Source organism: Aidingimonas lacisalsi (genome assembly GCF_008079445.1).
GTDB lineage: Bacteria > Pseudomonadota > Gammaproteobacteria > Pseudomonadales > Halomonadaceae > Aidingimonas > Aidingimonas lacisalsi.
On record NZ_VRYH01000001.1, the window covers coordinates 514,555 to 541,180 of the forward strand.

At 57.4% G+C, this 26,626-nt stretch carries 23 protein-coding genes and 1 other RNA gene; 10 read left to right on the top strand and 14 right to left on the bottom strand.

Annotation, left to right across the window (positions count from 1 at the left end):
* Window positions 1-17: 17 nt before the first annotated feature.
* The 3 genes from gmhB to glyQ all read right to left on the bottom strand — a co-directional run bounded on the left by gmhB (window position 18) and on the right by glyQ (window position 3,897).
* A complete protein-coding gene (gene gmhB / locus FVV99_RS02290; RefSeq protein WP_148252398.1) occupies window positions 18-587 on the bottom strand; it encodes a D-glycero-beta-D-manno-heptose 1,7-bisphosphate 7-phosphatase in 570 nt (189 codons plus the stop codon).
* 290 nt (window positions 588-877) lie between these two features.
* Window positions 878-2,947: a glycine--tRNA ligase subunit beta gene (glyS, locus tag FVV99_RS02295; protein WP_148252399.1), complete on the bottom strand. Its 2,070-nt coding sequence runs from the start codon at window positions 2,945-2,947 to the stop codon at window positions 878-880.
* Between the two features lie 2 nt (window positions 2,948-2,949).
* Complete coding sequence (gene glyQ, locus FVV99_RS02300; RefSeq protein ID WP_148252400.1) at window positions 2,950-3,897, bottom strand: glycine--tRNA ligase subunit alpha; 948 nt, start codon at window positions 3,895-3,897, stop codon at window positions 2,950-2,952.
* A gap of 124 nt (window positions 3,898-4,021) precedes the next feature.
* On the opposite strand from glyQ, the gene rfaD reads away from it, so the two are divergent.
* Window positions 4,022-4,978, top strand: a complete 957-nt coding sequence (rfaD, locus tag FVV99_RS02305) for an ADP-glyceromanno-heptose 6-epimerase (protein ID WP_148252401.1) — start codon at window positions 4,022-4,024, stop codon at window positions 4,976-4,978.
* Entirely contained in the window at window positions 4,971-6,014 is a 1,044-nt protein-coding gene (gene waaF / locus FVV99_RS02310; protein WP_148252402.1) for a lipopolysaccharide heptosyltransferase II, read from the top strand. The genes rfaD and waaF overlap by 8 nt, the downstream gene beginning before the upstream one ends.
* Here waaF and FVV99_RS02315 read toward each other — a convergent pair.
* From FVV99_RS02315 to FVV99_RS02330, 4 genes are all read right to left on the bottom strand, one after another.
* Complete coding sequence (locus tag FVV99_RS02315; RefSeq protein WP_330859328.1) at window positions 6,008-7,621, bottom strand: sulfatase-like hydrolase/transferase; 1,614 nt, start codon at window positions 7,619-7,621, stop codon at window positions 6,008-6,010. The genes waaF and FVV99_RS02315 overlap by 7 nt on opposite strands.
* Window positions 7,622-7,705: 84 nt before the next feature.
* The gene (locus tag FVV99_RS02320) at window positions 7,706-8,770 is read right to left on the bottom strand and encodes a glycosyltransferase family 4 protein (RefSeq protein ID WP_148252403.1); all 1,065 of its coding nucleotides are present in this window, start codon (window positions 8,768-8,770) and stop codon (window positions 7,706-7,708) included.
* A 7-nt stretch (window positions 8,771-8,777) separates the two neighbouring features.
* A complete protein-coding gene (locus FVV99_RS02325) occupies window positions 8,778-9,563 on the bottom strand; it encodes a glycosyltransferase family 2 protein (protein ID WP_201745010.1) in 786 nt (261 codons plus the stop codon).
* Window positions 9,564-9,573: 10 nt separating this feature from the next.
* Window positions 9,574-10,284 (bottom strand): 3-deoxy-D-manno-octulosonic acid kinase, encoded by a 711-nt coding sequence (locus FVV99_RS02330; protein WP_148252405.1) that lies wholly within the window; start codon window positions 10,282-10,284, stop codon window positions 9,574-9,576.
* Between FVV99_RS02330 and FVV99_RS02335 the strand changes: the two genes are divergently transcribed.
* Genes FVV99_RS02335 through waaA form a run of 3 tightly spaced genes read left to right on the top strand, consistent with a single transcriptional unit; the run spans window position 10,283 to window position 14,116 of the window.
* A complete protein-coding gene (locus tag FVV99_RS02335) occupies window positions 10,283-11,380 on the top strand; it encodes a glycosyltransferase family 9 protein (RefSeq protein ID WP_148252406.1) in 1,098 nt (365 codons plus the stop codon). The genes FVV99_RS02330 and FVV99_RS02335 overlap by 2 nt on opposite strands.
* Entirely contained in the window at window positions 11,370-12,800 is a 1,431-nt protein-coding gene (hldE, locus tag FVV99_RS02340; RefSeq protein WP_148252407.1) for a bifunctional D-glycero-beta-D-manno-heptose-7-phosphate kinase/D-glycero-beta-D-manno-heptose 1-phosphate adenylyltransferase HldE, read from the top strand. Before FVV99_RS02335 ends, hldE begins: the two co-directional genes overlap by 11 nt.
* A 5-nt stretch (window positions 12,801-12,805) precedes the next feature.
* A complete protein-coding gene (waaA, locus tag FVV99_RS02345; RefSeq protein ID WP_148252408.1) occupies window positions 12,806-14,116 on the top strand; it encodes a lipid IV(A) 3-deoxy-D-manno-octulosonic acid transferase in 1,311 nt (436 codons plus the stop codon).
* A 49-nt stretch (window positions 14,117-14,165) separates the two neighbouring features.
* On the opposite strand, the gene rpiA is transcribed toward waaA, so the two are convergent.
* On the bottom strand, window positions 14,166-14,840 hold the full coding sequence (rpiA, locus tag FVV99_RS02350) for a ribose-5-phosphate isomerase RpiA (RefSeq protein ID WP_148252409.1): 675 nt from the start codon (window positions 14,838-14,840) through the stop codon (window positions 14,166-14,168).
* 150 nt (window positions 14,841-14,990) lie between these two features.
* Here rpiA and ilvA point away from each other — a divergent pair, with 150 nt between their 5' ends.
* A complete protein-coding gene (gene ilvA, locus FVV99_RS02355) occupies window positions 14,991-16,505 on the top strand; it encodes a threonine ammonia-lyase, biosynthetic (RefSeq protein ID WP_148252410.1) in 1,515 nt (504 codons plus the stop codon).
* A 276-nt stretch (window positions 16,506-16,781) separates the two neighbouring features.
* Here the strand turns inward: ilvA and FVV99_RS02360 are convergent, their stop codons facing one another.
* The 3 genes from FVV99_RS02360 to FVV99_RS02370 all read right to left on the bottom strand — a co-directional run bounded on the left by FVV99_RS02360 (window position 16,782) and on the right by FVV99_RS02370 (window position 17,967).
* A complete protein-coding gene (locus tag FVV99_RS02360; protein WP_236645269.1) occupies window positions 16,782-17,402 on the bottom strand; it encodes a 5-formyltetrahydrofolate cyclo-ligase in 621 nt (206 codons plus the stop codon).
* 37 nt (window positions 17,403-17,439) lie between these two features.
* Window positions 17,440-17,624: non-coding RNA, 6S RNA (gene ssrS / locus FVV99_RS02365), on the bottom strand.
* Window positions 17,625-17,670: 46 nt separating this feature from the next.
* Window positions 17,671-17,967, bottom strand: a complete 297-nt coding sequence (locus tag FVV99_RS02370) for a cell division protein ZapA (RefSeq protein ID WP_148252412.1) — start codon at window positions 17,965-17,967, stop codon at window positions 17,671-17,673.
* Window positions 17,968-18,098: 131 nt separating this feature from the next.
* Here FVV99_RS02370 and FVV99_RS02375 point away from each other — a divergent pair, with 131 nt between their 5' ends.
* The 4 genes from FVV99_RS02375 to FVV99_RS02390 are packed head-to-tail and all read left to right on the top strand — an operon-like array spanning window position 18,099 to window position 22,482.
* On the top strand, window positions 18,099-18,692 hold the full coding sequence (locus FVV99_RS02375) for a UPF0149 family protein (protein WP_148252413.1): 594 nt from the start codon (window positions 18,099-18,101) through the stop codon (window positions 18,690-18,692).
* A complete protein-coding gene (gene pepP, locus FVV99_RS02380; protein WP_148252414.1) occupies window positions 18,692-20,029 on the top strand; it encodes a Xaa-Pro aminopeptidase in 1,338 nt (445 codons plus the stop codon). The genes FVV99_RS02375 and pepP overlap by 1 nt, the downstream gene beginning before the upstream one ends.
* Window positions 20,022-21,233: a 2-octaprenyl-6-methoxyphenyl hydroxylase gene (gene ubiH, locus FVV99_RS02385; protein WP_148252415.1), complete on the top strand. Its 1,212-nt coding sequence runs from the start codon at window positions 20,022-20,024 to the stop codon at window positions 21,231-21,233. The genes pepP and ubiH overlap by 8 nt, the downstream gene beginning before the upstream one ends.
* A 10-nt stretch (window positions 21,234-21,243) precedes the next feature.
* Window positions 21,244-22,482 carry a UbiH/UbiF/VisC/COQ6 family ubiquinone biosynthesis hydroxylase gene (locus FVV99_RS02390; RefSeq protein ID WP_148252416.1) on the top strand — a complete coding sequence of 413 codons (1,239 nt, stop codon included), beginning with the start codon at window positions 21,244-21,246 and terminating at the stop codon, window positions 22,480-22,482.
* On the opposite strand, the gene FVV99_RS02395 is transcribed toward FVV99_RS02390, so the two are convergent.
* The 3 genes from FVV99_RS02395 to gpmI form a co-directional block, all read right to left on the bottom strand.
* Window positions 22,479-23,774: a S41 family peptidase gene (locus tag FVV99_RS02395; RefSeq protein ID WP_148252417.1), complete on the bottom strand. Its 1,296-nt coding sequence runs from the start codon at window positions 23,772-23,774 to the stop codon at window positions 22,479-22,481. The genes FVV99_RS02390 and FVV99_RS02395 overlap by 4 nt on opposite strands.
* A gap of 105 nt (window positions 23,775-23,879) precedes the next feature.
* A complete protein-coding gene (locus FVV99_RS02400) occupies window positions 23,880-24,989 on the bottom strand; it encodes a murein hydrolase activator EnvC family protein (RefSeq protein ID WP_148252418.1) in 1,110 nt (369 codons plus the stop codon).
* Between the two features lie 51 nt (window positions 24,990-25,040).
* Entirely contained in the window at window positions 25,041-26,621 is a 1,581-nt protein-coding gene (gpmI, locus tag FVV99_RS02405) for a 2,3-bisphosphoglycerate-independent phosphoglycerate mutase (protein WP_148252419.1), read from the bottom strand.
* Window positions 26,622-26,626 lie beyond the last annotated feature (5 nt).

Genomic DNA, 26,626 nt, shown 5'->3' on the forward strand with positions numbered 1-26,626 from the left:
TAGTCAGCCCTTTTCATTTAACAAGGCCGACACCGTTCCTCTCGAAGCAGCCAGTCGGTGAAAGCGGCAAGATCATCGAAGATCAAGGTTCGTTCCAGGCCGACTCCATGCAATTCGGTTCTGCTTCCTTTTCCCGTTCTCACCAGTGCCAGCCGACTACCAACTGCCGCACCTGCTTCAAGATCTCGCAAGCTGTCCCCGACCATCCAACATCCTGCTATCGTCTCGAGCTTGAGTGCCGATTGGATCCTGTACAGTAATCCCGGGAGAGGTTTTCGGCAATCACAGTCATCATCGGGTCCATGAGGACAGTAGGCGATGCAGTCTATCTTGCCTCCGGCTTGGTTGACCTGACGGTGAAGCTCCCGATTCATTTCGGCCAGTGTGTGTTCAGAATAATACCCACGAGCGATACCGGACTGATTGGTGGCAACGGCGACCATCCAGCCTGCCTTACTCAAACGAGCGATTGCATGAATGGACTCCACGTAGGGCTCCCATTCGTTCAGTGATTTTATGTAGGCGTTAGAATCGTGATTGATGACGCCGTCGCGGTCCAGGATGATCAACTTGGGGGGTTCTGACATGAAGGTGGTCGTACGCTTGGGTGTTCTGATGATGATAGCTCTGTGGAACGAAAGCTAGAGTGTAGCCGATGTTCCACGTGAAACACTAGGTGAAAGTGTTAAGCGGAAGCAGTCAGGATCGGGCTTCCGGAAGATATGTCGATAGTGATGCGAACGCTTGGAAATACTCGTTGACTGGTGTTGGATGGCAAAGAATCCAACCCATGCGTGCTGTGTTTCACGTGAAACATTCCGGGACAAAAAAGCCGGCGGATGTGCGCCGGCTATAAGGTGCCTGGGAGGTGGTCGCATCACTGGGATAGCTGTGAGATATCCGCCACGTCGAGGAACAATGCTTGAAGAGTGGCAAGAAGTGCCAAACGGTTGTGGCGAATCGCTTCATCCTGTGCCATGACCATGACGTCGTCAAAGAACTGGTCAACTGGCTCTCGCAGGCCTGATAGAACATCCAGGGCCTGGCTGTAGTCAGCTCGAGCGAAGAGCGGTTGCACGGCGTGACGGCAGGATTCAAGAGCTTCAGATAACGATATTTCTGCTGTTTCTTCCAGAAGAGAAACATCGACCGGATGATTGGCAGCATCGTACTCCTGTTTGGCCAGGATGTTGGAGACTCGCTTGTTGGCTGAGGCAAGGGCGGAAGCTTCATCGCGCTGACTGAAATGACGCACTGCGTGCAAGCGACGAGCGAAATCCAACGGCTTGGTAACCGGACGAGAGCGCACTGCAAGATATACCTCGGCAGGTATCCCGGCATCCTGGGCCCAGGCTCGGAAGCGGTCGAGCATATATTCAAGAACTTGGTCAATCAGATCGTCCGGCTTGGGAAGGTCTCGATGCTGGGCAGCCGAAAGCGTTAGCAAGTCGCGCAAATCGAGATCCAGTTCACCTTTGATCAGGATATTGAGCACACCGATAGTGGCTCGTCGGAGTGCAAAGGGATCCTTGCCGCCAGTCGGTCGTGCCCCGATGGCGAAAATACCCGTCAAGGTATCCAGTCGGTCAGCTAACGCCAACGCTAACCCTGCACGCGTTTGCGGGATCTCATCATCAGCGAAACGAGGTAGATATTGCTCGTACAAGGCACGAGCCACTTCTTCATCCTCGCCATCATGGCGGGCGTAATAACATCCCATGATGCCCTGTAGTTCAGGAAACTCCTGAACCATTTCGGTAACCAGATCACACTTGGCAAGTAAGGCAGCTCGTTCGGCCTGTGTCGTGTCACCACCGATGGCATCGGCAATGTATCTGGCAACGAAGGCGATGCGTTCGCTCTTATCGGCAAGTGTGCCAAGTTGTTGCTGAAAAACGACATTGGCTAACCCATCGCGACGCTTTTCCAGGGATGACTTGCGATCCATCTCGTAAAAGAATGCCGCATCAGCCAAGCGTGGGCGAATGACTTTCTCGTTACCCTGGATGACCTGCTGCGGGTCCTGGCTATCGATGTTGGCCAGTGTGATGAACAATGGCTTGAGTTGATCATTGTCATCAAGCAGGTGAAAGTACTTTTGATTGGCTTTCATTGACGAGATGAGACATTCAGGAGGAACGTCGAGAAAACGCTGATCGAAACTGCCGGTCAGCGCCACTGGCCATTCGACGAGCCCACTGACTTCCTCGAGAAGCTCATTATCGATAACGGCATTACCATCATGTGCCTCGGCTTCAGCGAGAACTTGCTCGCGGATGCGTTCACGCCGTTGCTCCCGGTCGGCGAGGACATGAGCTTCTTCCAGCATGGGGAGATAATCATCGGCATGCTTCAGCTCGATCGCTTCCGGGGCATGAAAACGATGTCCATGCGTAATACGGCCGGCTTTCAACCCGAAGGCTTCCGCATCGATCACCTGGTTGCCGTATAACAAGACTAGCCAGTGCACAGGGCGTGAAAATTCGACGCGGGACGTGCCCCACCTCATGTTTTTGGGGACGGGCAAGGAGGCCAGGGCTTTGTCGATGATTGCCGGCAATAACCGATCGACCGAGTCGCCTGGCTGGTATTCGCGGTAACCGAGCCAGGTCCCTTTATCGGTTTCCAGGTGAATCAACTCATCGACAGTGACACCACATGACCGGGCAAAGCCTTCTGCCGCTTTTGTCGGTTTTCCATCCTTGAAGGCCGCTGCCAATGCAGGACCACGACGTTCGACTTCACGATCAGGTTGTTTTCCGGCTAATTCAAGGATCCGGATAGCGAGCCGACGCGGCGTTGCATAGGCACGCACATCGGAAAAGGGGATGTCAGCATCAAGAAGGCCGTGGGTGATGCCTGAGGCCAAGGCGTCCGAGAGAGCATTGATGGCGCCAGGAGGCAGCTCTTCCGTGCCGAGTTCGAACAGTAGGGTTTCAGTCGTCATGCTCAGGCATCTCCCTGTTCAGCAAGCAATTCTTGACGCAACGCTGGTGTGGCCATGGGAAAGCCAGCGGCCTTGCGCGAGTCATAATAGGCATGGGCTACATCACGAGCCATGGTACGAACGCGCAGGATAAACCGTTGGCGCTCGGTGACCGAAATCGCATGGCGTGCATCGAGCAGGTTGAAGGTGTGAGAGGCTTTGAGGACCATTTCATAAGCAGGTAGCGGAAGACCCGCTTCGAGTAACTTGCCGCATTCACTTTCCTGATGGTCGAATGCATCGAACAGTGCCGGAACATTGGCATATTCGAAATTATAGGCGGATTGCTCACGCTCATTCTGCAGATACACGTCGCCGTAGGTCACGACACTGCCATCAGGGGCCCGTGTCCATACCAGGTCATAGACACTATCGACATCCTGAAGATACATGGCGATACGCTCCAGACCATAGGTCAATTCGCCGGTGACCGGATAACATTCGATGCCTCCGGCTTGCTGGAAATAAGTGAACTGGGTGACTTCCATGCCATTGAGCCAGACTTCCCAGCCCAGTCCCCAGGCGCCGAGGGTGGGAGATTCCCAATTGTCTTCGACGAAACGGATGTCATGTACCAATGGGTCGATGCCAAGCTGTGTCAATGACCCGAGATACAACGCCTGAAAATCGGCCGGGGATGGTTTCATGACGACCTGAAACTGATAATAGTGCTGCAGACGGTTAGGGTTTTCGCCATAGCGGCCATCGGTGGGGCGGCGAGAGGGCTGGACATAAGCGGAGTTCCAGGATTCGGGTCCGATCGAACGCAGGAACGTGGCCGGGTGGAAGGTGCCGGCACCGACTTCCATGTCCAATGGCTGCATGATTACGCAGCCTTGTTCGGCCCAGTACTGCTGCAGGGCGAGAATCAGGCCCTGGAAGGTTTTCACGTCTGGTGTCGACTGTGTCATTGGTGAAGCACCGTTAGCCCATGAATTCAAGAACTGCCAAGTATACAATTAGTGGGTAATCGGTTATAGGCACCTGGAATAATCGATGCTCGGGTGAAGGCCAAACGATGACGAGGATTCCTAGATGATCGTAGTAACGGGCGGAGCCGGTTTCATCGGCGCCAATCTGGTCAAGGCATTCAATGCTCGTGGCCGGGAGGATGTCATGGTGGTTGATGATTTGCGTGATGGTACCAAGTTCATCAATCTGACGGACTGCATCTTGGGCGACTATCTCGACAAGGATGATTTTCGCAGACGCATCGAAGCCGAATTACGAGGAGAGTCATCCAATCTGCCCGAGATCGAAGCGATCTTCCATGAGGGGGCCTGTTCGGATACCACCGAGTGGGATGGGCAGTTCATGCTCGACAACAATTTCGAGTACTCAAAGGTGCTATTGCACTATTGCCAACGTAAAGGCATCCCCTTCCTCTATGCTTCGTCTGCGGCAACGTATGGCGGTAGCGAAGTCTTTGTGGAAGACCCGATGCATGAGAAACCGCTCAACGTTTACGGCTATTCGAAGTTATTGTTCGACCAATATGTACGGGCGAGGTGGCATGAATTCACCAGCCAGGTGGTCGGTTTTCGGTATTTCAATGTCTATGGACCACGTGAGCAGCACAAGGGCAAGATGGCGAGCGTCGCCTATCATCACCACACCCAGGTGAACGCGGGTGAGAATCCTCAGTTGTTCGGGGCCTGGGAGGGTTACGAGGCCGGTATGCAGAGCCGGGATTTCATCTATGTCGGTGATGTCGTGGATGTGAATCTCTGGTTCCTCGACCATCCCGAGTGTTCGGGTGTCTTTAACCTGGGCACCGGGCGTGCTGAACCATTCAAGACGATTGCCGAAAGCGTGATCCATTTCTATGGCAAAGGGGAAATTCACTATATCCCGTTTCCCGATGAACTCAAGGGGCGCTATCAGAGCTATACTCGAGCGGATATGACACGACTGCGCGAGGCTGGTTACACGGCGGATTTTCGCACCGTGGCCGAAGGGGTGCAGGAGTATCTGGAGTGGTTGAATGGCTGATCGCCATACCGCTGTGGGCGAGCGGATTCTCGTCATAGGGCCGTCATGGGTCGGTGACATGGTCATGGCGCAGAGCGTTCTGATGACGCTCAAGGCGAGAGATCCTCGCTGTCGCCTTGCGATGGTTGCTCCTCCCTGGTCGCGCCCGATTCTCGAACGCATGGCTGAAATCGATGAAGTGGTGCCGCTGGATGTCGGCCATGGCGACGTGGGATGGCGAGAACGTTACCGAGTCGCGTCATTGCTGAAAGGACGTTTCGATCGTGCCGTTGTGTTGCCACGCTCTTGGAAAGCGGCCCTGGTTCCTTTCCTGGCAAGGATTCCCAAACGAGTGGGGTTCCTTGGTGAGCAGCGTTTCATACTGCTCAACGAGCGCCGGCATCTGGACAAGTCATCTCTTGATCAGACGGTCAAGCGGTTTGTCTCCCTGGCATTGCCCGAGACAGAGGGGCAACATGGGGATTTCGAGATTCCCAGTCCTCGTCTGGCTCTCGATGCTGACAATCTTATCCAGTTACGTCTTGCTCATGAGTTATCGTCGCGTCCTGCGATCGGCATGATGCCAGGGGCGGAGTACGGTCCGGCCAAGCAGTGGCCGCTAAAGTACTTTCGTGAATTGGCGTTTCGGTTAGTGAATGCGGGCCATGAAATTCGGGTACTTGGTGGCCCCAAGGATGTCGATGCAGGAGAAGACATATGTCGAAACATTCCGCATGCCCACAACCTGTGCGGCAAGACACGCCTGGCCGATGCCGTCGACCTGCTTGCGGACTGTCATCAGGTGGTGACCAATGATTCCGGCTTGATGCATGTGGCTGCTGCCGTGGGCAGTCGGATTCATGCCATTTACGGCTCGTCGTCACCGCTGTATACGCCACCATTGACGGAACACGCGACGATTCACTATCTAGGACTATCCTGTTCCCCCTGTTTCCAGAGGACGTGTCCGTTGGGACATACCAATTGCCTCAACAAGCTGGCACCTGATCGCCTGTTCGAGGCGATGACGGGACAACCACTCTCGCTGTCTCAGTGAGTGGGGCTGGTGCGGTCGACACCTTCCCACAATCGCTCCTGCAGGGCGCTTTCTTCGGTAAGGCGCTCATTGAGATAGCCAATACCATGGCGTTCAACCAGGTTCTGGGGGTCGGCCAGCAACGATACACCCAGACCTGCCCGATGGGACTCCGTGGCGTATCCCATCAATGCCAGAATGGTAGGTAAGATATCGAGCGTCGTGCTCTCACGTCGCATGCGAGCCGGCTCCACTCCGTTGCCAAGGAACATCAAAGTGTTCTCGCGATCACTACCGACCAGCTTATCCCAGGCCGATACCTTCATGCTCAGGTGGTCGCTGGCGATCACGACCAGCGTATTGTCGAGCAGACCAGCCTGCTCGAGTCGGTCGAGCAACCGGCGGGTCAGCCAACCGGTGCACTCTACCGAGTAGAGGATATCTTCACCGTCGAATTCGCCCTGTCGTTCCTTGCAACTGTCAGCAGGGAAACCGAAGGGAGGGTGCGCTCCCAGGGTGAGAGCGACCACTCCCCAAGGCGCGTCGCCGCTATCCAGATCACGGATTTCCTCGACCAGCATGTTGTAAAGAGAGTCATCATACAGTCCCCAACTGTTGACGTAATCGGGGTCCTCCAGACGTGGCTCCAGTTCATCGCGGCCGAGCACGTTATCGAAGCCATGATCGTTGTAGAAAAGCCCTTTCCCGGCAAAATCCTTGCTGGCGCCACCCATGTACGTCAATTGATAACCGCGCTTGTCGAGCAGGTCACCGAGACAGTCAACGCCAGGAACAACATGATCCAATGGCTCGAACTGCTTGTCATGAAGCAAGCCGGCGGGCATCAGTGGGGCGCCACATTGGCTGGCAATCATGCCGGCCATGGTCCAGCCGGTATTGTCGAGTTGTCGTACTCCTTCGAAAACAAGAGCGTCTTCGCCAATGGCGTTGAAATCATCGTATGCGTCACCGAAGCGCTCCTTGTCATCGTATGTCCGTTCGATACTTTCGAGATAGATGTACAAGAGGTTCGGCGGGTCATCGGGGGTCTGAACGATGTTGGGTTCGATATAGCGACGATCCAGCCAAGCGCCGTCTTCGGTCACCATGGTGGAGCTACGCTGAGTGATACCGAACAGTAGCGGATTGGTGGCGAGCAGAAAAAGTACCAGGATTCGCTCCCACAAACGCCAACGATGATCGTGGCGTACCAGCCAGACGAAGGCGACGAGACTGATGAAGGCCGCTAACGTATAGGTTATGGCAGTGAGGAAGCGTTTGCCGCCGCCATGACCCTCCATACCTGCCTGGAGATGGAAAAAGATGGCGGCGATATCCACATCGCCATAAGTGTCGGCCATGTAGACGTAGAACCACCACATGATCAAGGGAATCAGTGACCAGGGCCAGATCCGTTTAGGGGGTCGAGGATGACGGGGATTGCCCCAACGGAACAGCCACGCCATGGCAAGCCAACACAGTGTAACCACCAGCATCCAGAGGAACGACAATGTCAGAGGCGTGACGACAGCGTGGCCCAGGCACAAGCCGATAAAGCCCAGTGCCCACCAACGAGGCTGGTGCACAATGTGTCTGACCAGCGGTAGCTTCGACAACAGGTGTAACAAGGCCGGTCTCCCTCGACGCTGAATGGATAGCTTAGCAAGCACCAGCAAAAGCGGGAATCATCCTGAGCCGCTTATATTCGCGATTTACCGCGTATTGCGGTGGTCATGAGTGAGTATCCGATGATATAGGCTCAGATAGGCATCGGCCATCGCCTCCGGGGTGAATAGCGAAAGTCGTTGGCGTGCCGTTTCGGCCAACCGTGAACCGTATCCTGGTTGATCGAGCAAGCTGCCTATGGCGTTTGTCAGGGCCGTCACATCATTTGGCGGAATCAATATCCCGGTCTCGTCGTCAATGACGATATCCGGAATGCCATCGACGTGACTGGCAATGATCGGCACGTCGTAATCCATGACGTCAAGGAGTGTCGATCCGAGTCCTTCGTTACGCGAAGGAAAAACGAACAGATCCATGATGGCCAGGTAGTCGCCGATATTGTGACGGAATCCTTCCCATACGATATTGTCCAGGTCGGCGCTTTCACGTTTGAGCGCAACCTCATCATCACCCTGCCCCAGCAGTAGAAACACGACGTCGGGATAGTCTGCGCGTAATCGCCTGGCGGCTTCGATAAGTAGCCGTTGGCCCTTGTGCCGATCGACCAGTGCACCGATATGACCGATGACGCGTCTGCCGGCAAAACGCCCGCGTAGTGCGTCGATACCTTGTGGATCGTGGGGTAAGTGCGACAGGGCGCTTGGGATACGTTCGACATGGCTCCAGCGACGGGCACGCAAGTGCTGCTCGATGACCGATGAAATAGCCACCCCGCACGCTGCTCGGCGGTAGGTCCAACGATTGAATACGGTCTCTTTGACCGGCTGTGGTACGCGTCTCGTCAGTAGATAGGGTGCATCATGCAAGAGTGAATGCACGAATGCCCAGTGGACCGCCTTGGCTTCATGGGCATGAACCACGTTGGTACGCGGTCCAGAAAAATGGCCGGCGAGTTGATGGCCAGCATCGATAAAGTCGATGCCATCGTCGGATAATTCATCGCGCATGGGAGAATCACGGCGACAGACAAGACTTTGTGTCACATCGCTATGTTCTGCCAAGGCCTTCATCAGCAATACGGTCTGGCGTTCACCGCCACGAAATTGCCGGGCAAGATTGACATGGCGGATATGCAGAGAGGACGTCGCCATTGCTGACCTACCAGATTTGATCGAAATCTTCGTTATCTCTTATGCGGGCATCACGCTGAAACTCGAGGAGTTTGGCGTATTTGAGATAGGAATTGACCGCGGCGGATAGCGATATCGACAAGCCGTCGACACCGGCAGTGAAGCCTTTCTGAAAAAGGAACTTGCGTATGAATGCACTGGTGCCATGCAGGAACGGTGACCAGCTGGTGGCCCGCTTCCCTCGGCGGTACATGATTTTGGCGGCACGTTTGGAGAAGCGCCCGCCTGCCTTGGTGAACAATTCCCCCAGATCGGAAAACGAGTAATGTACCAGGTCGGCTTCGAGCCGGCCTGGTTGACGTGCTTGTACGGATGCATGTTGTTGAGAATCGGAAAAGCCGGTGCGGTCTCGATCAAACAGGCGGATACAGTAGTCGGGATACCAGCCGCATGCCTTGATCCAACGTGATCCGAGATGGTTGCGACGCCGGAGGGCGAAGCCGTCATGTCGTGTGTTGTCCAGGTCCAGCGTCTGGATAGCGGCGATGGCACTGTCAGTGAGGCGCTCATCGGCATCGAGGGACAGCACCCAGCGATTGGTGGCATGGTTCGGGCCGACATTCTTCTGCGGCCCATCGCCTAGATAGGGCTGGTGTATGACGCGTGCGTCGGCCTTCTCGGCCAATTCGCAGGTCGCGTCGCTGGAACCGGAGTCGACGACCACCAGTTCGTCACAAACCTTCGCGAGCGAATGCAAACAAGCGATGATATTGTCGGCTTCGTTGAGCGTGATAACCACACCGGTAATGTTCACAAGTCGATCCTCAATGCGAGTGATATCCGTTCTCTATCTTTTCCATGACCGATCTGACATCGTCATTCACGAAACGTGTCAATGATCGCTCCAGGCGCTTCAGGTTGGCTTGTTGCCAGCGGCCGGGCCGGCGCAAACGGCAGCGATCAAGATCGATGAGCCATACGCCACCGGTATCGTCGATCAACAGGTTGCGGGCATTCAAGTCGACATGGTCGAGGCCGGCAACATGGAAACGACGCAAGGTGACGCCGATGTTCTGCAGCATGGCATCGTCCAGAGCCGGCAGGGAGTCAGCGAGTGATCTGACGCCGTTCAGACGCTCGGTGATCAAGGTTGCCTCGTAGGTGAGACCGTGTCGCCATACGCAACCCGCTATCGGTCTAGGCACCGGTAAGCCGTGCCGATAGAGCCGCTCGGTGAGGCGTAACTCACGGAAAGCACGTGTTCGCTCTCGCCCCGTCCAGATATATCGACACTCACTGATACGAGCCACCATGCCGCCGCGACGATAAGGTCGAATGACCCACTCCTGCTGGCCGGCCAGTACGAACAGGCTGGTGCCGCGCCCGGTGGCCTGACCCAGGATAGCGCCAGCTTCCTGCCACTGATTCACGGTGAACCAGGATGGTGCGATTTGTGGCGTTAGGCCTGCGTCACATAAACTATCGGCATCGTATAAAATGAATGCCTTCTCCATCGGGAATGTTGCCAACCGCATGAAGCATCCTCTGCCTGCCCGTCCAGAACACCTCTGCGTGCTGCGGCTTTCCGCACTGGGCGATGTCTGCAATCTCGTGCCCACCATTCGCGCACTGCAACGTCAGTGGCCTGATGTCCGTATTACCTGGATCATCGGCAAGGGCGAATACAGTCTACTTTCCGGCCTTAGCGGGGTCGAGTTCCTTGTGTATGACAAAGCGACGGGACTGGCCGGAATGCGTGAGATCTGGCATACCTTGGCGGATACCCGCTTCGATGCCTTGTTACATATGCAACAAGCGCTACGCGCCAGTGCCTTATCGCTGGGACTCAAGGCGAATGTCCGTATTGGCTACGACAAGGCACGGACCAAGGATTGGCAACACTGGTTCACCCATCGCCAGCTGGCGCCTCATCCGCGCGCTCATGTGCTGGACTCCTTCATGGACTTCGCTCGCCTCATGGGCGTTGATGACACGCGGCTTGAATGGAACCTGCCGATTCCCGAGACGGCGATCGAGGAAGCTCAGCAACTCACTGGCGAACACCCGTATTTGCTGATGAGCCCCTGCGCCAATCCACGACTACGCAATTTCCGCAATTGGTCGGCAGAAGGATATGCTGCCGTGATCGAACATGCGTGGACTCAGCACGGGTTACGTACCGTGTTGAGTGGTGGGAACAGCCCCCAGGAGCGTGAAATGGGAACACGCATCCTATCCCTGGCGGCCTCGGGAGCGGTGGTCGATGCTATCGGGGCGACGTCGCTGAAAGGCTTGCTGGCGCTGATCGATCGCGCTCGTGCCGTAGTCGCTCCGGATTCGGGCCCGGTTCATATGGCCAATGCCCTGCATACGCCGACGGTGGGTTTGTTTGCGACAACCAACCCGGAACGCGCTGCTCCATACTGCTGGCGCGATTACGTGGTGAACCGCTATCCGCAGGCCGTCCGCTCGTATATGCATAAATCACTGGATGGCATTACCTGGGGCCAGCGTGTGCGTCATCCGGATGCGATGTCACTGATAGGTGCTGATGATGTCATCGAACGGCTCGATGCCCTATTGACCGATTATCCCGCCCCTTCTGCCATGGAGCCGAGCAATGAAGCTTGATCTGACCGCTCTGGAACAGGCCAGTCTGCTGGTTGTGGGTGACGTCATGCTGGACCGGTATTGGCAGGGCGGCACTTGGCGTATTTCCCCGGAAGCACCGGTCCCTGTCGTCAAAGTCAACGATGCTGAGGATCGCCCTGGTGGCGCTGCCAATGTGGCGTTGAACATCGCTTCGCTTGGCGCCCATGCCGCTCTGGCGGGTCTCGTCGGCGATGACAGCAATGCCGATTTGTTGGAAGCGTGCCTCAAGGATTCTGAAGTGAGTACTCACTTTCAACGGAGCGCCGAAATTCCGACGATTACCAAGCTACGGGTCATGAGTCGTAACCAACAACTGATCCGGCTCGATTTCGAACAAGGCTTGACTGATGTCGATACCTCACCCTTGTTGGCACAGGTCGATCGGGCGATGGCAACGGCGGATCTGGTGATTCTGTCGGATTATGGCAAGGGAACCCTGAATCGTGTCGAGACGCTGATCGATCGAGTCCGCCGTGCCGGCAAGCGAGTACTGGTCGACCCCAAGGGAGGGGATTTTCGCAAGTATCGCGGTGCCAGTGTCATTACGCCTAACCTTACCGAGTTCGAAGCCATTGCCGGCCCTTGTCCGGATGATGAGACTCTGGCCGCCAAGGGCGAAGCCATGCGTGCCGAACTAGCACTCGAAGCGCTACTGATCACGCGTAGCGAAAAAGGCATGACGTTGATTCGCCAGGATCATGCACCATTGCACCTGCCGACCCGGGCTCGCGAAGTGTTCGATGTCACCGGTGCCGGTGACACCGTGATCGGGGTCCTGGGTCTGGCGCTGGCGGCGGGTCACGGTTTCCCCGAGGCAATGATGCTGGCCAATCTGGCTGCTGGACTGGTGGTTGCCAAGCCGGGTACTGCCACCTTATCGATCGCTGAGCTCTATACGGCCCTGCATGGCGACAAGCTGGCCGAATTCGGGGTCATAGAAGAAGCCCCCTTGATTGACGCCGTACACGCCGCACAAGCGCGCGGTGAACGTGTGGTCATGACGAATGGATGCTTCGATATCCTCCATGCCGGCCATGTGGCCTATCTCGAACACGCCCATCAACTCGGGGATCGCCTGATCGTCGCCGTCAATGACGATGCGTCTATTGCGCGTCTCAAAGGGTCCTCGCGGCCGATCAATCCGTTGGCCAGGCGTATGCAGGTTCTCTCCGGACTGGGGTCGGTGGATTGGGTGGTTCCGTTTGCCGAGGATACGCCGCAACGATTGATTGAGGCCATTCTGCCCGATGTATTGGTCAAGGGCGGTGACTATCGAACTGACGAGATCGCCGGCGCTGACGCTGTTCTGGCCAATGGTGGCGATGTCCGCGTACTGGAGTTCGAGGACGGCGTTTCGACGACGGCCATGATCGCCACGATTCTTGACCGCGAGCGCTGATGGGGATGCATACCATTTTGCAAGCTGGTGCACGCCGCTTATATAGCCTGGCTTTGTACTGTCTATCCCCATGGATATGGCGACGGATATGGCGTGAGCACTCCCCTGGTGTATCTCGTCGTCAGCGCCTGGGGAGGTCGCCACTTCCGGCGACCGACAAGGCAACCCTGTGGCTGCATTGTGCATCCGTGGGGGAAATCCTGGCTGCCAGGCCGCTGATCGAAGCCCTCGTCGTACACTATCCTCACTATCGGCTGGTCGTGACTACCATGACAGCCACGGGAAGCGAGCGTGCACGCTCGTTGCTTGCCACACTCTCGGCACTTGATGAAACCCGGGATTTACACCACGCCTTTCTACCACTGGACTTTCCTGGTGCCGCCCGCCGATTCGTGTCGCACGTGAACCCCGCCCTGGCGATATTTTTCGAAACCGAGCTGTGGCCCAACCTGTTCCATGCATGCGCCTGCCGGAATGTTCCGGTGTCCGTGGTCAATGCGCGGTTGTCACCGCGTGCTTTCGGTCGCTATTGGCGCATTCGCCCGTTATTGAATGGTGCGCTGGCTCATGTCGATTGGTTGGCGGCCAAGTCCGAGGTCGATGCCGAGCGCTTTGCGCAACTTGGCATGCGCCGTGATCGCATCACCATAGTGGGAAGTCTCAAGTACGACATCTCCATCGATGACAGCATATGGGGTGAAAGTAAGCGCTTACGTACCGAGCTGGGGGATCGTCCGGTATGGCTGGCTGGCTCGACGCACCCGGGCGAAGAGGCGCAACTGCTCGACGCCCATCGTCGGTTATTGATACATCGGCCTGATGCGTTGTTGGTACTCGTGCCTCGTCATCCACAGCGTTTCGATGATGTCGCAGCGCTTTGTCGTGACCAGGGTACGTCGATGGTGCGACGCTCATTGGGTGAATGGCCGAGCAGCGACACCCGTGTCTACCTTGCGGATACCATGGGGGAGCTGTCGACCTTGTATGCGGCTGCCGACATCGCCTTCGTTGGTGGTAGCCTGGTACCGATCGGGGGGCATAACCTGCTCGAACCTGCGGCGCTGGGCGTACCGGTAATTACTGGGCCTTATCTGGATAATTTCAGTGACGTGGCGTCGGCATTGCGTGACGCGGGTGCCCTGATCGATGTCGACAATACCGAGTCACTGTCCAGCAGCCTGTTACGTCTATTCGACGATACTGCGGAATGCGATCGCCGTCGCACTGCCGGACGCCGGGTCGTCAAGGCCAACCGCGGTGCGCTCAAACGCATCCTGGCAGGATTGGAACCACTACTGAAAGAGCCGCCGCCTTGAGCATTCGTCAGATGCGTGGAGCCGAGGAATATGGCTTGGCAGTTAATAATTAGTTTGGCATGATTCTTTCAACACCGGTTTCGGTTCCCAATAGCAAGCGATCCGCACCGCGGGCCGCGAACAGTCCGTTGGTGACGATACCGACAATGGCGTTGAGGCGGGCTTCCATGGCTATCGGGTCATCGATCATGAAGTCGTAACAATCGATGATCTGGTTACCGTTGTCGGTAACGACGCCCTGTCGGTACACCGGATCGGCGCCCAGTTTGACCAGCTCGCGTGCAACGTAGGAACGTGCCATCGGGATGACTTCTACAGGCAGCGGGAAGGTTCCCAATTGCGTGACCCACTTGGAGCTGTCGGCAATACAGAAGAACCGCTCGGCACAGGCAGCAACGATCTTTTCTCGCGTCAGGGCAGCCCCTCCACCCTTGATCATTTCCAGGCGTGAATTGATTTCGTCGGCACCGTCGATATAGACAGGCAACGTACCGGCTTCATTGAGTTCGAACACTTCGATCCCGTGATCACGCAGGCGTTTGGCCGTGACATCGGAGCTGGCAACGGCCCCCTTGAAGTTATCACGCAAAGCCGCCAGGCGGTCGATGAAGCGGTTAGCGGTCGAGCCGGTGCCGACACCGATGATGGCATCGTGCCCCAATAGTGGTTTGATATCGTCGATGGCCGCCGTGGCTACGGCATCCTTGAGTTCGTCCTGGGTCATGGCAATCTCGTTTTCATTGCGGGAGGAGAAACGCGTGCACAGTATAAGTCAGTTGGTCCGGCCTGTAGATGGGCATAATGGCCGCAATGCTGGACTCTTAGGGTTGGCTTCTGTTAACAATTGGGGTTTTTCCCCGTTTGGGACATCAGGATGCTAGAAGACACCGTCAAGAGAATTCTCAATGCCCGGGTTTACGATGCGGCTCGTGAAACACCGATTTCGCCGGCATCCTTTCTGTCTCGCCGCCTGCACAACCAGATTCTCATCAAACGAGAAGACTTGCAGCCGGTTCACTCGTTCAAGTTACGCGGCGCCTACAACAAGATGGCGCAACTCAGCGATGAACAAAAAGCCAAGGGGGTGATTGCGGCTTCGGCAGGTAACCATGCCCAAGGGCTCGCCTTGTCGGCGAAATTGATGGGCGTCAAGGCAGTCATCGTGATGCCACGGATCACCCCGGATATCAAGGTACAGGCGGTGCGGGCCTGGGGGGCCAGGGTCGTGCTCAAGGGCGATGCCTTTTCGGCGGCGGCCGAGCATGCTAACGAGTTGATCGCTGAACATGGCTATACCTACATCCCGCCTTTTGACGATATCGATGTGATCGCTGGTCAAGGGACCATCGGTGTGGAGATACTTCGGCAGCACAGTGGCCGCCTCGATGCAGTCTTCGTGCCCGTCGGGGGCGGCGGTCTGATCGCTGGTGTGGCGGCCTACATCAAGTACTTGAGGCCCGACATCAAGGTGATCGGTGTCGAGTCCGAAGATAGTGCCTGCTTCAAGGCGGCGCTTGCTGCCAACAAGCGTGTCACTCTCGATCAGGTCGGTGTGTTTGCCGAAGGGGTCGCCGTGGCTCAGATCGGTGAAGTGCCTTTTGCTCTGGCACAGCATCTGGTAGACGATGTCATTACCGTTAACGCTGACGAGATGTGCGCCGCGGTCAAGGATATCTTCGAGGATACACGTGCCGTTTCCGAAACGTCAGGTGCTCTGTCACTGGCTGGACTCAAGAAGTACATACAGCAGACGGGGGCCAAGGACGAGACCCTGCTCTGTATCAATTCCGGTGCCAATACCAATTTCGATCGGTTACAGCACATTGCCGAGCGTACCGAATTGGGTGAGCAGCGTGAAGCCATACTGGCGGTTACCATTCCCGAGCGTCCGGGTAGTTTCAAGAAATTCTGCAAGACGATCGGCAAGCGAATGGTGACCGAATTCAATTACCGGTATGCCGATCCCGAGCAGGCGCATATTTTCGTCGGTGTGAAGGTAAAGCCAGGAGGCGAGGATCGCCAGGCGGTCATCGACAAGCTCGAGACATCCGGCTATCCCGTCGTGGATCTTACCGATGACGAGTTGGCCAAGCTGCATATTCGCCATCTGGGGGGCGGGCGTCCCAAGGAAGTCTTTGAAGAAGAGGTCTATCGCTTCGAGTTTCCTGAGCGTCCCGGAGCTCTCATGAATTTCCTGACGCATTTGCCGGCCGACTGGAATATTTCATTATTCCATTATCGTAACCATGGTGCGGCTTATGGTCGCGTGTTGGTAGGTATGCAAGTGCCCAATGGCGACCGAAGTCATGTCGAAGAATACTTCGATAAAATTGGCTATCGTTACTGGAAAGAGTCCGATAATCCAGCCTATCGGTTATTCATGGCTTGAAGTGAGTAAAAGCTAACGCGGAGGAGACTGTATTCTCTGCATTTTGTTACAAATAATCTGGCGGTCAAGCGTTGTCATACCTTGGCATTAGACTCTATAGTTCATGCAGCTGTCATATGCAGTAATGGTTGAGGTCCAATAAAAAAACTCCATGGAGTCGTTAATGAAACGCAAGCCAGACTTGGTAATGGCACTGGCATTATTCTTTTTCATCGGTGTCGTTGCTACCGGTTATGCACAAGCTTTAGGCGGTAGCTAAGCGCCGTTCGAATACTGTCAGCGCTCTGGGTAGAGTGTCTGCTGGTCGCTGACAATAGCGTCCAGTGGCACATCCCAGTCGGCCGAAGGTAAATGGTCAACTTCCTGGCATGCATGAGCAGCACCGATCAATACCGGTCGCGGACGGCGGTGTCGCGTAAAGGCTAGACTGCGATCATAAAACCCTCCTCCCATTCCGAGGCGCTGACCTCGAGAATCGAAGCCCACCAGCGGTAGCAATACCAGATCCAAAGCCCATACAGGTCGACGACGGGCTCGGTGAGCGCCATGTCGTGTATCCGGCTCGTGAATCCCGAAACGATTGCGGCGCATGGGTGTATGTCGATCGTAGCGAATGAACCATAAACGGTTGTGTGCGAGCGGCCGCAAAACGGGTAAATACACTTCAGCATTGCGTCGTTGCAGCCAGTCGATCAATGGCGTTGGATCGATTTCACCATCATTGGGTAAATACAGGGCGACACGTCGAGCACGGCGCACTTCCGGCAGTTGGCGTAAACGCTGGCATAGTGACCCGCTGGCGCGGCGCTGTTGCCGTGTCGATAGTGAGCGTCGTCGCTGACGAAGATCTCGTCGTAGCTGACGGCGCGTCGAGAAAACGGTTCGTTCAGTGCTCACGGTAGGTGATGAAGACATGGATGACGTTGTGATGGTTGAGTTCCCCGGAATGCCGCTGTCGTTCTGGCCCTTGAACCCATTGGTTCAAGGTGGGTGGCCGCAGGCGAGCCGTCAGGCTTTCCGTCGCGCGGACATGCACACGGGCCCGCCTAGCAATTGGCCCCCTAGGTACTGCGCATAGGCTCGAGGGACGATAACGACTGGCGTACATTCCAGGGAACGCTTTCCATCCTAGCAGAGCGTAGCGACGTGCCAAAGTGAGGATTACTCAACGCGATGTATCGTTGAGTGCTTTATCAAGCCGTTCACCCAGTTGGTTGAGCGTTTCTTCGCTCGCCTTGCGCTCTTCCAGCACTTGTAGCAGTTCATGGGTAATATTGAGGGCTGCCATGATGGCAATCTTTTCGTTCCCCAGTATCTTGCCACGTGAGTGAATGCCATGCATGGCACGGTCGAGATAACGTGCCGCACGCTCGAGATCCTCCTGCTCCTCGGGTGGGCAGGCGATCACGTAACTACGTCCAAGCAGAGTGATTTCCGAGGTAGGGCGCGCATCGTCGGTCATGGATGACTCCGGCACGGGCCAAGTGCTGGCCCGATACGTTACTATGGAAGGCGTGAATTCACTATAAGAGAGCGGCTCGTCGGTGGTCAACGCGTGTTGACAGCCATTCGGCGAGGCTCGGGAAGTCCGCAATGTCGCTGATTAACGAACACCTTGATTTCTCAACTATCGCTGATTTGTTCCTACTGCATGGTAGTTTGCAATCGCCGGCATTCTTGGATGGCCGGTTGGCTGCTGGCTTGGGCTTGCACGATATCTCTGCTGAGGCATGGCTGACCGAAGTGTGTGAAGCATTGGGGGTCGAGCAACCCAAGGACCCAGCCAGTGCCGAGGGATTCCTGGGATGGCGTCGTCAGGCACTGGATGCGTTGTCTGCCGCGGAACTGAACTATGAGCCGTTACTGCCCGATGAACTGTTTTCGTTGACTGAGCAGGCCCGTGGTCTGCAAGAGTGGAGCCAGGGATTCTTGGAAGTGGTCAACGAAGTGGGGGTGGATACGCGCAATGCCTGGTCGGCCAACCTGCGCGAAGCGCTGGACGATCTAGAAGCCGTAGCGGTCATGGAAGTGGAGCTCGACGACGATAGTGAGAATGAAAACGACCTGTTTGCCTTGGCTGAGCATGCTCGTATGGTGGCTATGTTGCTCTACACGGAACAACATCCTGGTCAGCCCCAGGTCGATCAAGTCGAATCCCCTTCCGGATCCGCCAACGAGGAGCACTGATGTCCAACGATAGATTGCCCCGTCCGGCGCCGATCTCATTGGCCGAGTACCGACAGCGACGCGACAGGCTGATGACTGCTTTACCCGCCGATAGTGCCGTGCTGGTGTCGTCGGCTTCGCTGGTAACACGTAGTCGTGACAGCGATTATCCATTTCGTCAGAACAGTGACTTTCACTACCTTACCGGCTTTCCCGAGCCAGAGGCGCTGCTAGTGTTATTGCCGGGACGCGAGGGCGGCGAGACGGTGCTGTTCTGTCAGGATCGTGATCCTGCCCAGGAAGCCTGGACAGGTCGTCGCTATGGTGCTGATGGCGCCCTTGCCTCGTTTGGCATCGATGAAGCCTTTGAGAATGCCGAGCGCGATACCCGACTTCCTGAGCTGCTCGATGGACGTCACACCATCTATCTGCCCCTTGACGATAGCCAGACACGTGCCTGGGTGGATCTATGCCGCACCAGGTTGCTGGCCGCACAGCGGCGTGGTGCGATCGCTCCTGACGGCTATCATGATGTCTGCGGGTTGATTCATGAGCAACGCATGATCAAGAGCGAGGCAGAGCTGGCATTGATGCGTCATGCTGCCGCGGTTTCGGCGCGTGCGCATTGCCGCGCCATGCGCACGGCCCGGCCTGGCCTGCATGAGTATCACCTTCAGGCAGAGCTGGAGCATGAATTTCTCTGGCAGGGCGCGTCCGGCCCGGCCTATGACACCATCGTGGGCAGTGGTGCCAATGCGTGTGTGCTGCACTATATCGAGAATGCCGACTGCCTCGGCGAAGGCGACTTGATCCTGATCGATGCCGGCGCGGAGTTCGACCTTTATGCGGGTGACATTACGCGAACCTTTCCTGCCGGTGGTCATTTCAGTGATGCCCAGCGAACGCTCTATGATGTCGTCTTGCATGCTCAGCAGCGTGCCGTTGACGCTGTCAGGCCGGATGTCACGCTAGCCGATATTCATGCAGGCGTGGTTCGTGACCTGACGGCCGGTCTGATCGAGTTGGGGCTGTTGTCGGGCGATCTTCAGACATGCATCGATGACGAGAGTTACCGGCGCTTTTATCTCCACTCGACGTCACATTGGCTGGGCCTGGATGTCCATGATGTCGGTCGCTATCGCATCGCCGGTGAGTCGCGTCGGCTCGCGCCCGGCATGGTGCTTACGGTTGAACCGGGGCTCTACGTGCCGGATGCAGAGGATATCCCCGAGCCGTATCGCGGTATCGGCATTCGCATCGAGGATGATGTGGCTGTCACCGCCGATGGCCGGGAGGTCTTGACCGATGGCGTTCCCAAACGGACAGCCGAGATCGAGGCACTGATGAACGATGGCTGAGTCGGTGCCGCAATCCGTCGATATCGCCATTGTCGGTGGTGGGCTGGTTGGTGCCAGCCTGGCATGTGCTCTGGCACCTCTCATTGCCCAGCGTGACCTCAAGGTGGCGATCATCGAGGCCGCACCATTACCGAAGCTGGCAGCAACGTCTTACCAGCCCAGCTTTGATGCGCGTGCCAGTGCCATTGCCCTGGGCTCGCAACAGCGCTTCCACTCGATGGGCGTATGGGCGGCCTTGGCCGAGCAGGCCGAACCGATCCAGACGATCCATGTGAGCGAACGCGGTCGTTGGGGGGCGACGCGGTTACGCGCCGACGAATTGGGGGTCGAGGCGCTGGGGCACGTGATTCCCAATGCCTGGATTGGACGTGCGTTGCACCAACGCTTGGAAGACCTGCCAGTCCAATGGCACTGTCCGGCCCGTGTCGAATCGATCACCCCCTGCGCCGGAGGGCACCGTATATCGCTCTCTGATGGCAGTGTCTTGATGGCGGCACTGACGGTACTGGCTGATGGTGGGCGCTCGGGGCTCAAGGAAGCGTTGGGCATCGCCAGTCAGGAGGCACCTTACGATCAGGTTGCCGTGATTGCCTCGGTGGAGGTCAGCCAGCCTCACGCTGGTGTGGCTTACGAACGTTTCACATCCGAAGGCCCCTTGGCGTTGCTACCGCTGAAAGGGCAATGCATGGAGCTGGTATGGACGCATCCACAGGGGACCGAAAAGGCGCGTCTTGCGCTCGGCGATGGGGATTTCCTGGCCGCGTTGCAGCGGACATTCGGTGATCGCGTCGGTCGCTTCCGGCGTGTCGGTAAGCGCCATGCCTACCCGTTGTCTCTGGTCACTGCCGATGAGCCGGTTCGTCCCGGTCTTGCGGTGTTGGGCAATGCAGCCCATGCCCTTCATCCAGTGGCTGGTCAGGGCTTCAATCTGGCGTTGCGTGGTGTCACGGATCTGGTTGCGGCACTCGAGCAAGGGGTTGCTGCGGGACAATCTCCCGGGGCCATGGCACTGTTGCAGGATTTCGAGCGGCGCCGGAACGTGGACCGGCATAATGTTATCCGGTTTAGCGATGGTTTGATCCGTTTGTTCGGTATTGAGCATCCGCTGCTATCCCATGCTAGAGCGGCAGGGCTTGTCGGTGTCAACATGATCGGCCCGCTACGCCGTACCCTGGCCAGACGGGCCATGGGGCTGGAACGCTAAGGACGTCATCATGAGTCAGGAAACGGCACAGCAGTCCGACGTGATCATTGTGGGTGGTGGCATGGTCGGCACGACGATCGCTCTTCTGCTGGGAGAAGCGGGTGTCTCGGTCAGTCTGATCGATGCGCGTGAGCACCCCTTGGCGCTGAATGCTGTGGGAGTGGGGATGCCTGGGCAGCGCGTGAGTGCCTTGACTCCGGTATCGCAGCGGCTGCTGGAGCATCTCGGTGCCTGGTCGGTCATGGCCTCTCGTCGGGTCACACCCTATCGGTACATGCGGGTGTGGGATGGTGAAGGCAGTGGCAGCATTCATTTCAGTGCGGAGGATGCCGGCGTGTCATGTCTGGGTCATATCGTCGAGAACGACGTGACCCTGGCTGCGCTGGAGATGCGAGCAGCGGCATTGCCGAGTATCCAGTCATGGTTCGGGTGTCGAGTCACTGCGCTTGCGAGACAATCGGACCAGACCTGCTTGACGCTGGATGATGGTCGTACCCTGAGTGCACCGTTGGTAGTCGCCGCCGACGGTGGCAACTCCCCAGTGCGTGAAATGGCCCATGTCTCGACCCGCAAGCATGAGACCGGTCACCATGCATTGGTCATGACGGTGCGTACTGAGCAGCCACACGGAAACATGGCAAGACAGGTCTTCCTCGCCGGTGGTCCACTGGCCTTTCTGCCCTTGACGGTGAATGATTCGCCTCACTATTGCTCGATCGTCTGGTCCACGACGCCCGGGGAAGCGGAACGTTTACTGGCATTGTCATCGGATGATTTGGGTGACGCGTTGACGGCGGCAATCGAGTTGCAGCTGGGCCAAGTGGAAGTGATGGATCGACCAGTCGGTTTTCCGCTGATCCAACGTCATGCCGATACCTACGTCCAGCCTGGCTTGGCATTGATAGGAGATGCGGCCCATAGCCTGCATCCGCTGGCCGGCCAAGGGGTCAATCTGGGCTTGATGGACGCTGCGGTGCTGGCTGAAGAACTCCTGGAAGCGCGACGTCGCGGTGCCGCCTTGAGTGATCTTCGCATTCTGTCACGTTACGAACGCCGCCGGCGCACCGACAATGCCGCGATGCTGACACTGATGGATGGTTTCCGTGTGCTGTTTGGTACGCGCCAGCCCGCCTTGCGGTTGGCGCGCAACCTGGGTCTGTCCGGTGTCGATCGTCTGACTCCCATCAAACGCTTGTTGATGCACCAGGCGATCGGTGAGCGTGGCCGGTTGCCGGGGACATGCCGCTAGTCCCCGCTGGCTGCTGGACGGCGCTCGAGAACATTGAGTGCCTTGAGCAGGTTGAGAGCCTCACCGAGTTGATAATCCTCTCGGGTTCGCGCACCTTCACTGCGCGGTTGACGCTCTCCGTTGCCGTTGCTCAGATGGCCCTCGAGATCGGATTCGCGAAGCTGCAGACCACTGTCTTCGGCGACTTCCAGGCGCCCGCGAACGACTTCCACATCCGGCTCGATACCACGGGCCTGAATGGAACGCCCACCCGGGGTATAGTACAGCGCGGTCGTCAGCTTGAGGCCATCGCCATTACCCAATGGCATGACTTGTTGTACGGAACCCTTGCCAAAGCTGTCGGTTCCCATGACGACAGCACGACGTTGATCTTGTAGTGCGCCGGCCACGATTTCCGCTGCCGATGCACTGCCGCCGTTGATCAACACGACCAGCGGGACATCCGGGGCAATGGTCTCGGCGGAAGCGGAAAAGCGTCGATCGCTATCTTGTAGACGGCCTTCCGTGTAAACGATCAGACCGTTGTCGATGAAGGCATCGGCGACATCCACGGCGGATTGGAGAACGCCCCCGGGATTGTTACGCAGATCGAGAACCAGTCCCTCAAGAGGCGCTTCCCGCTGCATGTCGGCGATGGCGTCGTGGACTTGCTCGCCGGTGCGATTCTGAAATTGGCTAACGCGCAGATATCCATAGCCTGCTTCGAGCATGTCGTGCCTGACGCTCTCGACGCGGATATTCTCACGGGTCAGTGTGATCGATCGGGGAGAATCCTCACCACGCCGCATGATGGTGATCTCGACCTCTTCACCGGGGTCGCCTCGCATCAGTTCCACGGCTTCCTGCAAGGAGAGGCTATCGGTGGCGGTGTCACCGATTCTCAGGATGACGTCGCGAGCCTCGAGACCGGCGCGCGAGGCCGGTGTGTCATCGATCGGTGTAATGATGGTCAGTTGGCCGTCCTCCATACCCACTTCGATACCAATGCCGCCGAACTCCCCCTCGGTGGATTCACGTAGACTGTCGAACTCTTCCTCATCCAGATAGGCCGAGTGTGGGTCAAGCTCCCCGAGCATGCCTCGCATGGCATTACGCAGCAGCTTGCTATCGTCGACTTCTTCGACGTAAGCACGCTTGATGCGTTCGAAAACCTCGGCAAGCGTTTGAACATCTTTCACCGGGAGGTCGCTCTCGACCTCGACGGATGACGTGGTCTGAGCCTGTACCGGTAGCGCCAACAGTGCTATCACGAACAGCCAGCGCCTCATGGGTTTGGTGGCATTGACGTGCATTCGAACTCCGCAAACGAACGAGGAAACAGGACTCAGCATAGCGCCTGAGCCCAGCGGTGATCTAGGTGCTATCTCGAAATGCTGCCTTGTCGGACAGCACCCAGGTCAACGGTGCGCGATCCATGTCTGGGGATCGATGGGCTGGCCATCGCGGCGCACCTCGAAATACAAGGCCGGCGTGTCACGACCGCCGCTCATGCCGACAACGCCCAGCGTATCGCCTCCCGATACGCTGTCGCCAAGGGCGACGGTAAAGTGCTGCAAATGTGCATGAAGGGTCATGAGACCGTCACCGTGATCCAGGATCAGCAGGTTGCCGAAGCCACGCATCCAGTCTGCGAACACGACACGACCGTCATGCACGGCGTGTACCTGCGTGCCTTCGGCGGCACGTATCACTAGTCCATCGCGGGCGATACCATCGCCCTTGCCGAAGCGGGAACTGACTTCCCCCTGGACCGGCCAGGGCAGATCGCCTTGCGTACGTTCGATGTCGGTGGACGGTGTAGGTTCCTCCAGTCGCGCCACGGCTTGCTGGATTTCGGTGAGCACGCGTTCGGCGTCGAGGCGATCTTGCTCTAACGCATCGAGGCGATCGCTCTCGCTGGCATAGCGGGCGTCCAGCTCAGCGACCAGGGCTTCACGTGTCTCCATGCGTTCGGCCAGCTCGGCGCTGCGAGTTTCCAGCTCAGCACGCAATTCGGCCAGTTCATCGCTACGCCGATCGAGGGACTCACGGTTGGCCACGAGTTGGTCATCAAGCTTGGCAATGTCTTCCAGACGAGCGTCGCGCGCCTGCGCAAGATGGTTGAGATAGGTTTGTAGGCGATCCAGGCGTGCCGGATCGTCCTGATTGAGCAACAACTTGAGCTGGGGCGAGGCCCCGAGCCGATACAGTGCGGCGAACTGTTTGGCCAAGGCGGCAACCTGAGCGTTACGCTCTGCCTCGAGGGCGTCGCGCTTGTCTTCCAATGCCTGAATGCGTGCTTCGAGGTCACGCCGTTCAGTATGTAGTTCATCCAGTCGACGATGAATATCGGCCAGCGCCGTCTCGACCTCGCGCAGCGCTTCATTCGCCTCATCACGGGCTTCATCGGTATCGGCAAGGCGCTCGCTAAGCACCTGCATTTCATCGCCTATGGCGTCGAGTCGTTCCCTGACTTCCTGTTCGCTGGGCTGGGCGTTCGCCACTGACCAGAGCACGGTCAGGGCCATGACGACGACAACGCTCCATGGCCATCTAACAACGTTCAAGACGTGATTCACTCAGTGGGATTGCCAGTCTATCAGCGTCTGGCCGGTCATCTCATCCGGTATGGCCTCCCCCATCATGGCCAGCAGTGTCGGTGCGATATCACAGAGGCGACCGTCATCCAGCAGTCGTGCGGAGCGCTCACCGACATAGACCAGAGGAACTTCGAAGGTTGTATGTGCGGTGTGCGGGGCGCCTGTCTCTGGGTTGATCATCTGCTCCGCATTGCCGTGGTCGGCGGTCACCAGACATTCACCGCCAGCGCGCTGTATGGCATCGATGACACGGCCCAGGCATTGGTCGACAGTTTCTATGGCCTTGACCGCAGCGTCGAAGTCACCGGTATGACCGACCATGTCGCCGTTGGCGTAATTGCAAACGATCAAGTCGTAGTGTCCGGCATCGATGGCGCCAACCAACGTATCCGTGAGTTCGAATGCACTCATCTCGGGCTTTTCGTCATAGGTTCTGACGTCCTTGGGCGATGGAATCAATTCACGGGTTTCGCCCTTGAATTCCGCTTCACGCCCACCTGAAAAGAAGAAGGTGACATGGGCATATTTCTCCGTTTCGGCAATCCGTAACTGAGTTCTGCCACACGTTTCCATGACTTCGCCCAGGGTATTGTGCAGGTCGATCGGTGGAAAGGCGGCCGGTGCCGGGATATCGGCTGCATACTGGGTCAGCATGACCAGACCCTTGGCGGCGAGTCGAGGTGTGCTCCGTCGGGGGAAACCACTGAACTCCGTTTCGACGAAGGCGCGCGTCAATTCGCGAGCCCGGTCGGCGCGGAAATTTGCGAAGATCGCAGCGTCACCATCTGCCATGGTCACGGCATTTCCTGCCGGGCGAATACTGGTCGCGGTCACGAACTCATCGGTTTCATCGCGTTCGTAAGCGGCTTTCAGGCCGGCTTCGGCTGATTCGGCGACATGTTCGCCCACCCCTTCCGTAGTCAGGCGGTAGGCCTGTTCGACACGATCCCAGCGATTATCACGATCCATGGCATAGTAGCGGCCGATCAGAGAAGCGACGAAGGCATTGTCGGCGCCGAATAGTTCTGCCAAGCGCGTATTGGCACGTTCGATGGAAGCCAGAGCACTTTTGGGAGCGGTATCACGGCCATCGAGGAAGGCGTGCAGGTAGAGATGCGTGGCGCCACGCTGGGCGGCCAGTTTGGCGAGGGCGAGGATATGATCCTCATGGCTGTGTACCCCCCCCGGCGACAGCAGACCGAGTAAGTGCACCGCCTTGCCGGCATCGACGGCGGTATCGATCGGGGTAGTCAACGTCGGGTTGTCGGCCAGTTCGTTGTCTTCGATGGCCTTGGTAATCCGGGTGAAATCCTGATAGACGATACGGCCGGCCCCCAGGTTCATGTGACCGACTTCGGAATTCCCCATCTGCCCATCGGGCAGGCCGACGTGGCGGCCGTCAGTATGAATCAACGTACTGGGGTAAGTTTGCTGCAACCGGTCCATGACCGGGGTGGCGGCGGCCGCTACGGCATTGGCGGTCGTCGTCGGGTTCTGGCCGTAGCCATCGAGAATGATCAGCGCAACCGGACGTGGCGCTGCCTTAGTGGCATCGGACATGCTAT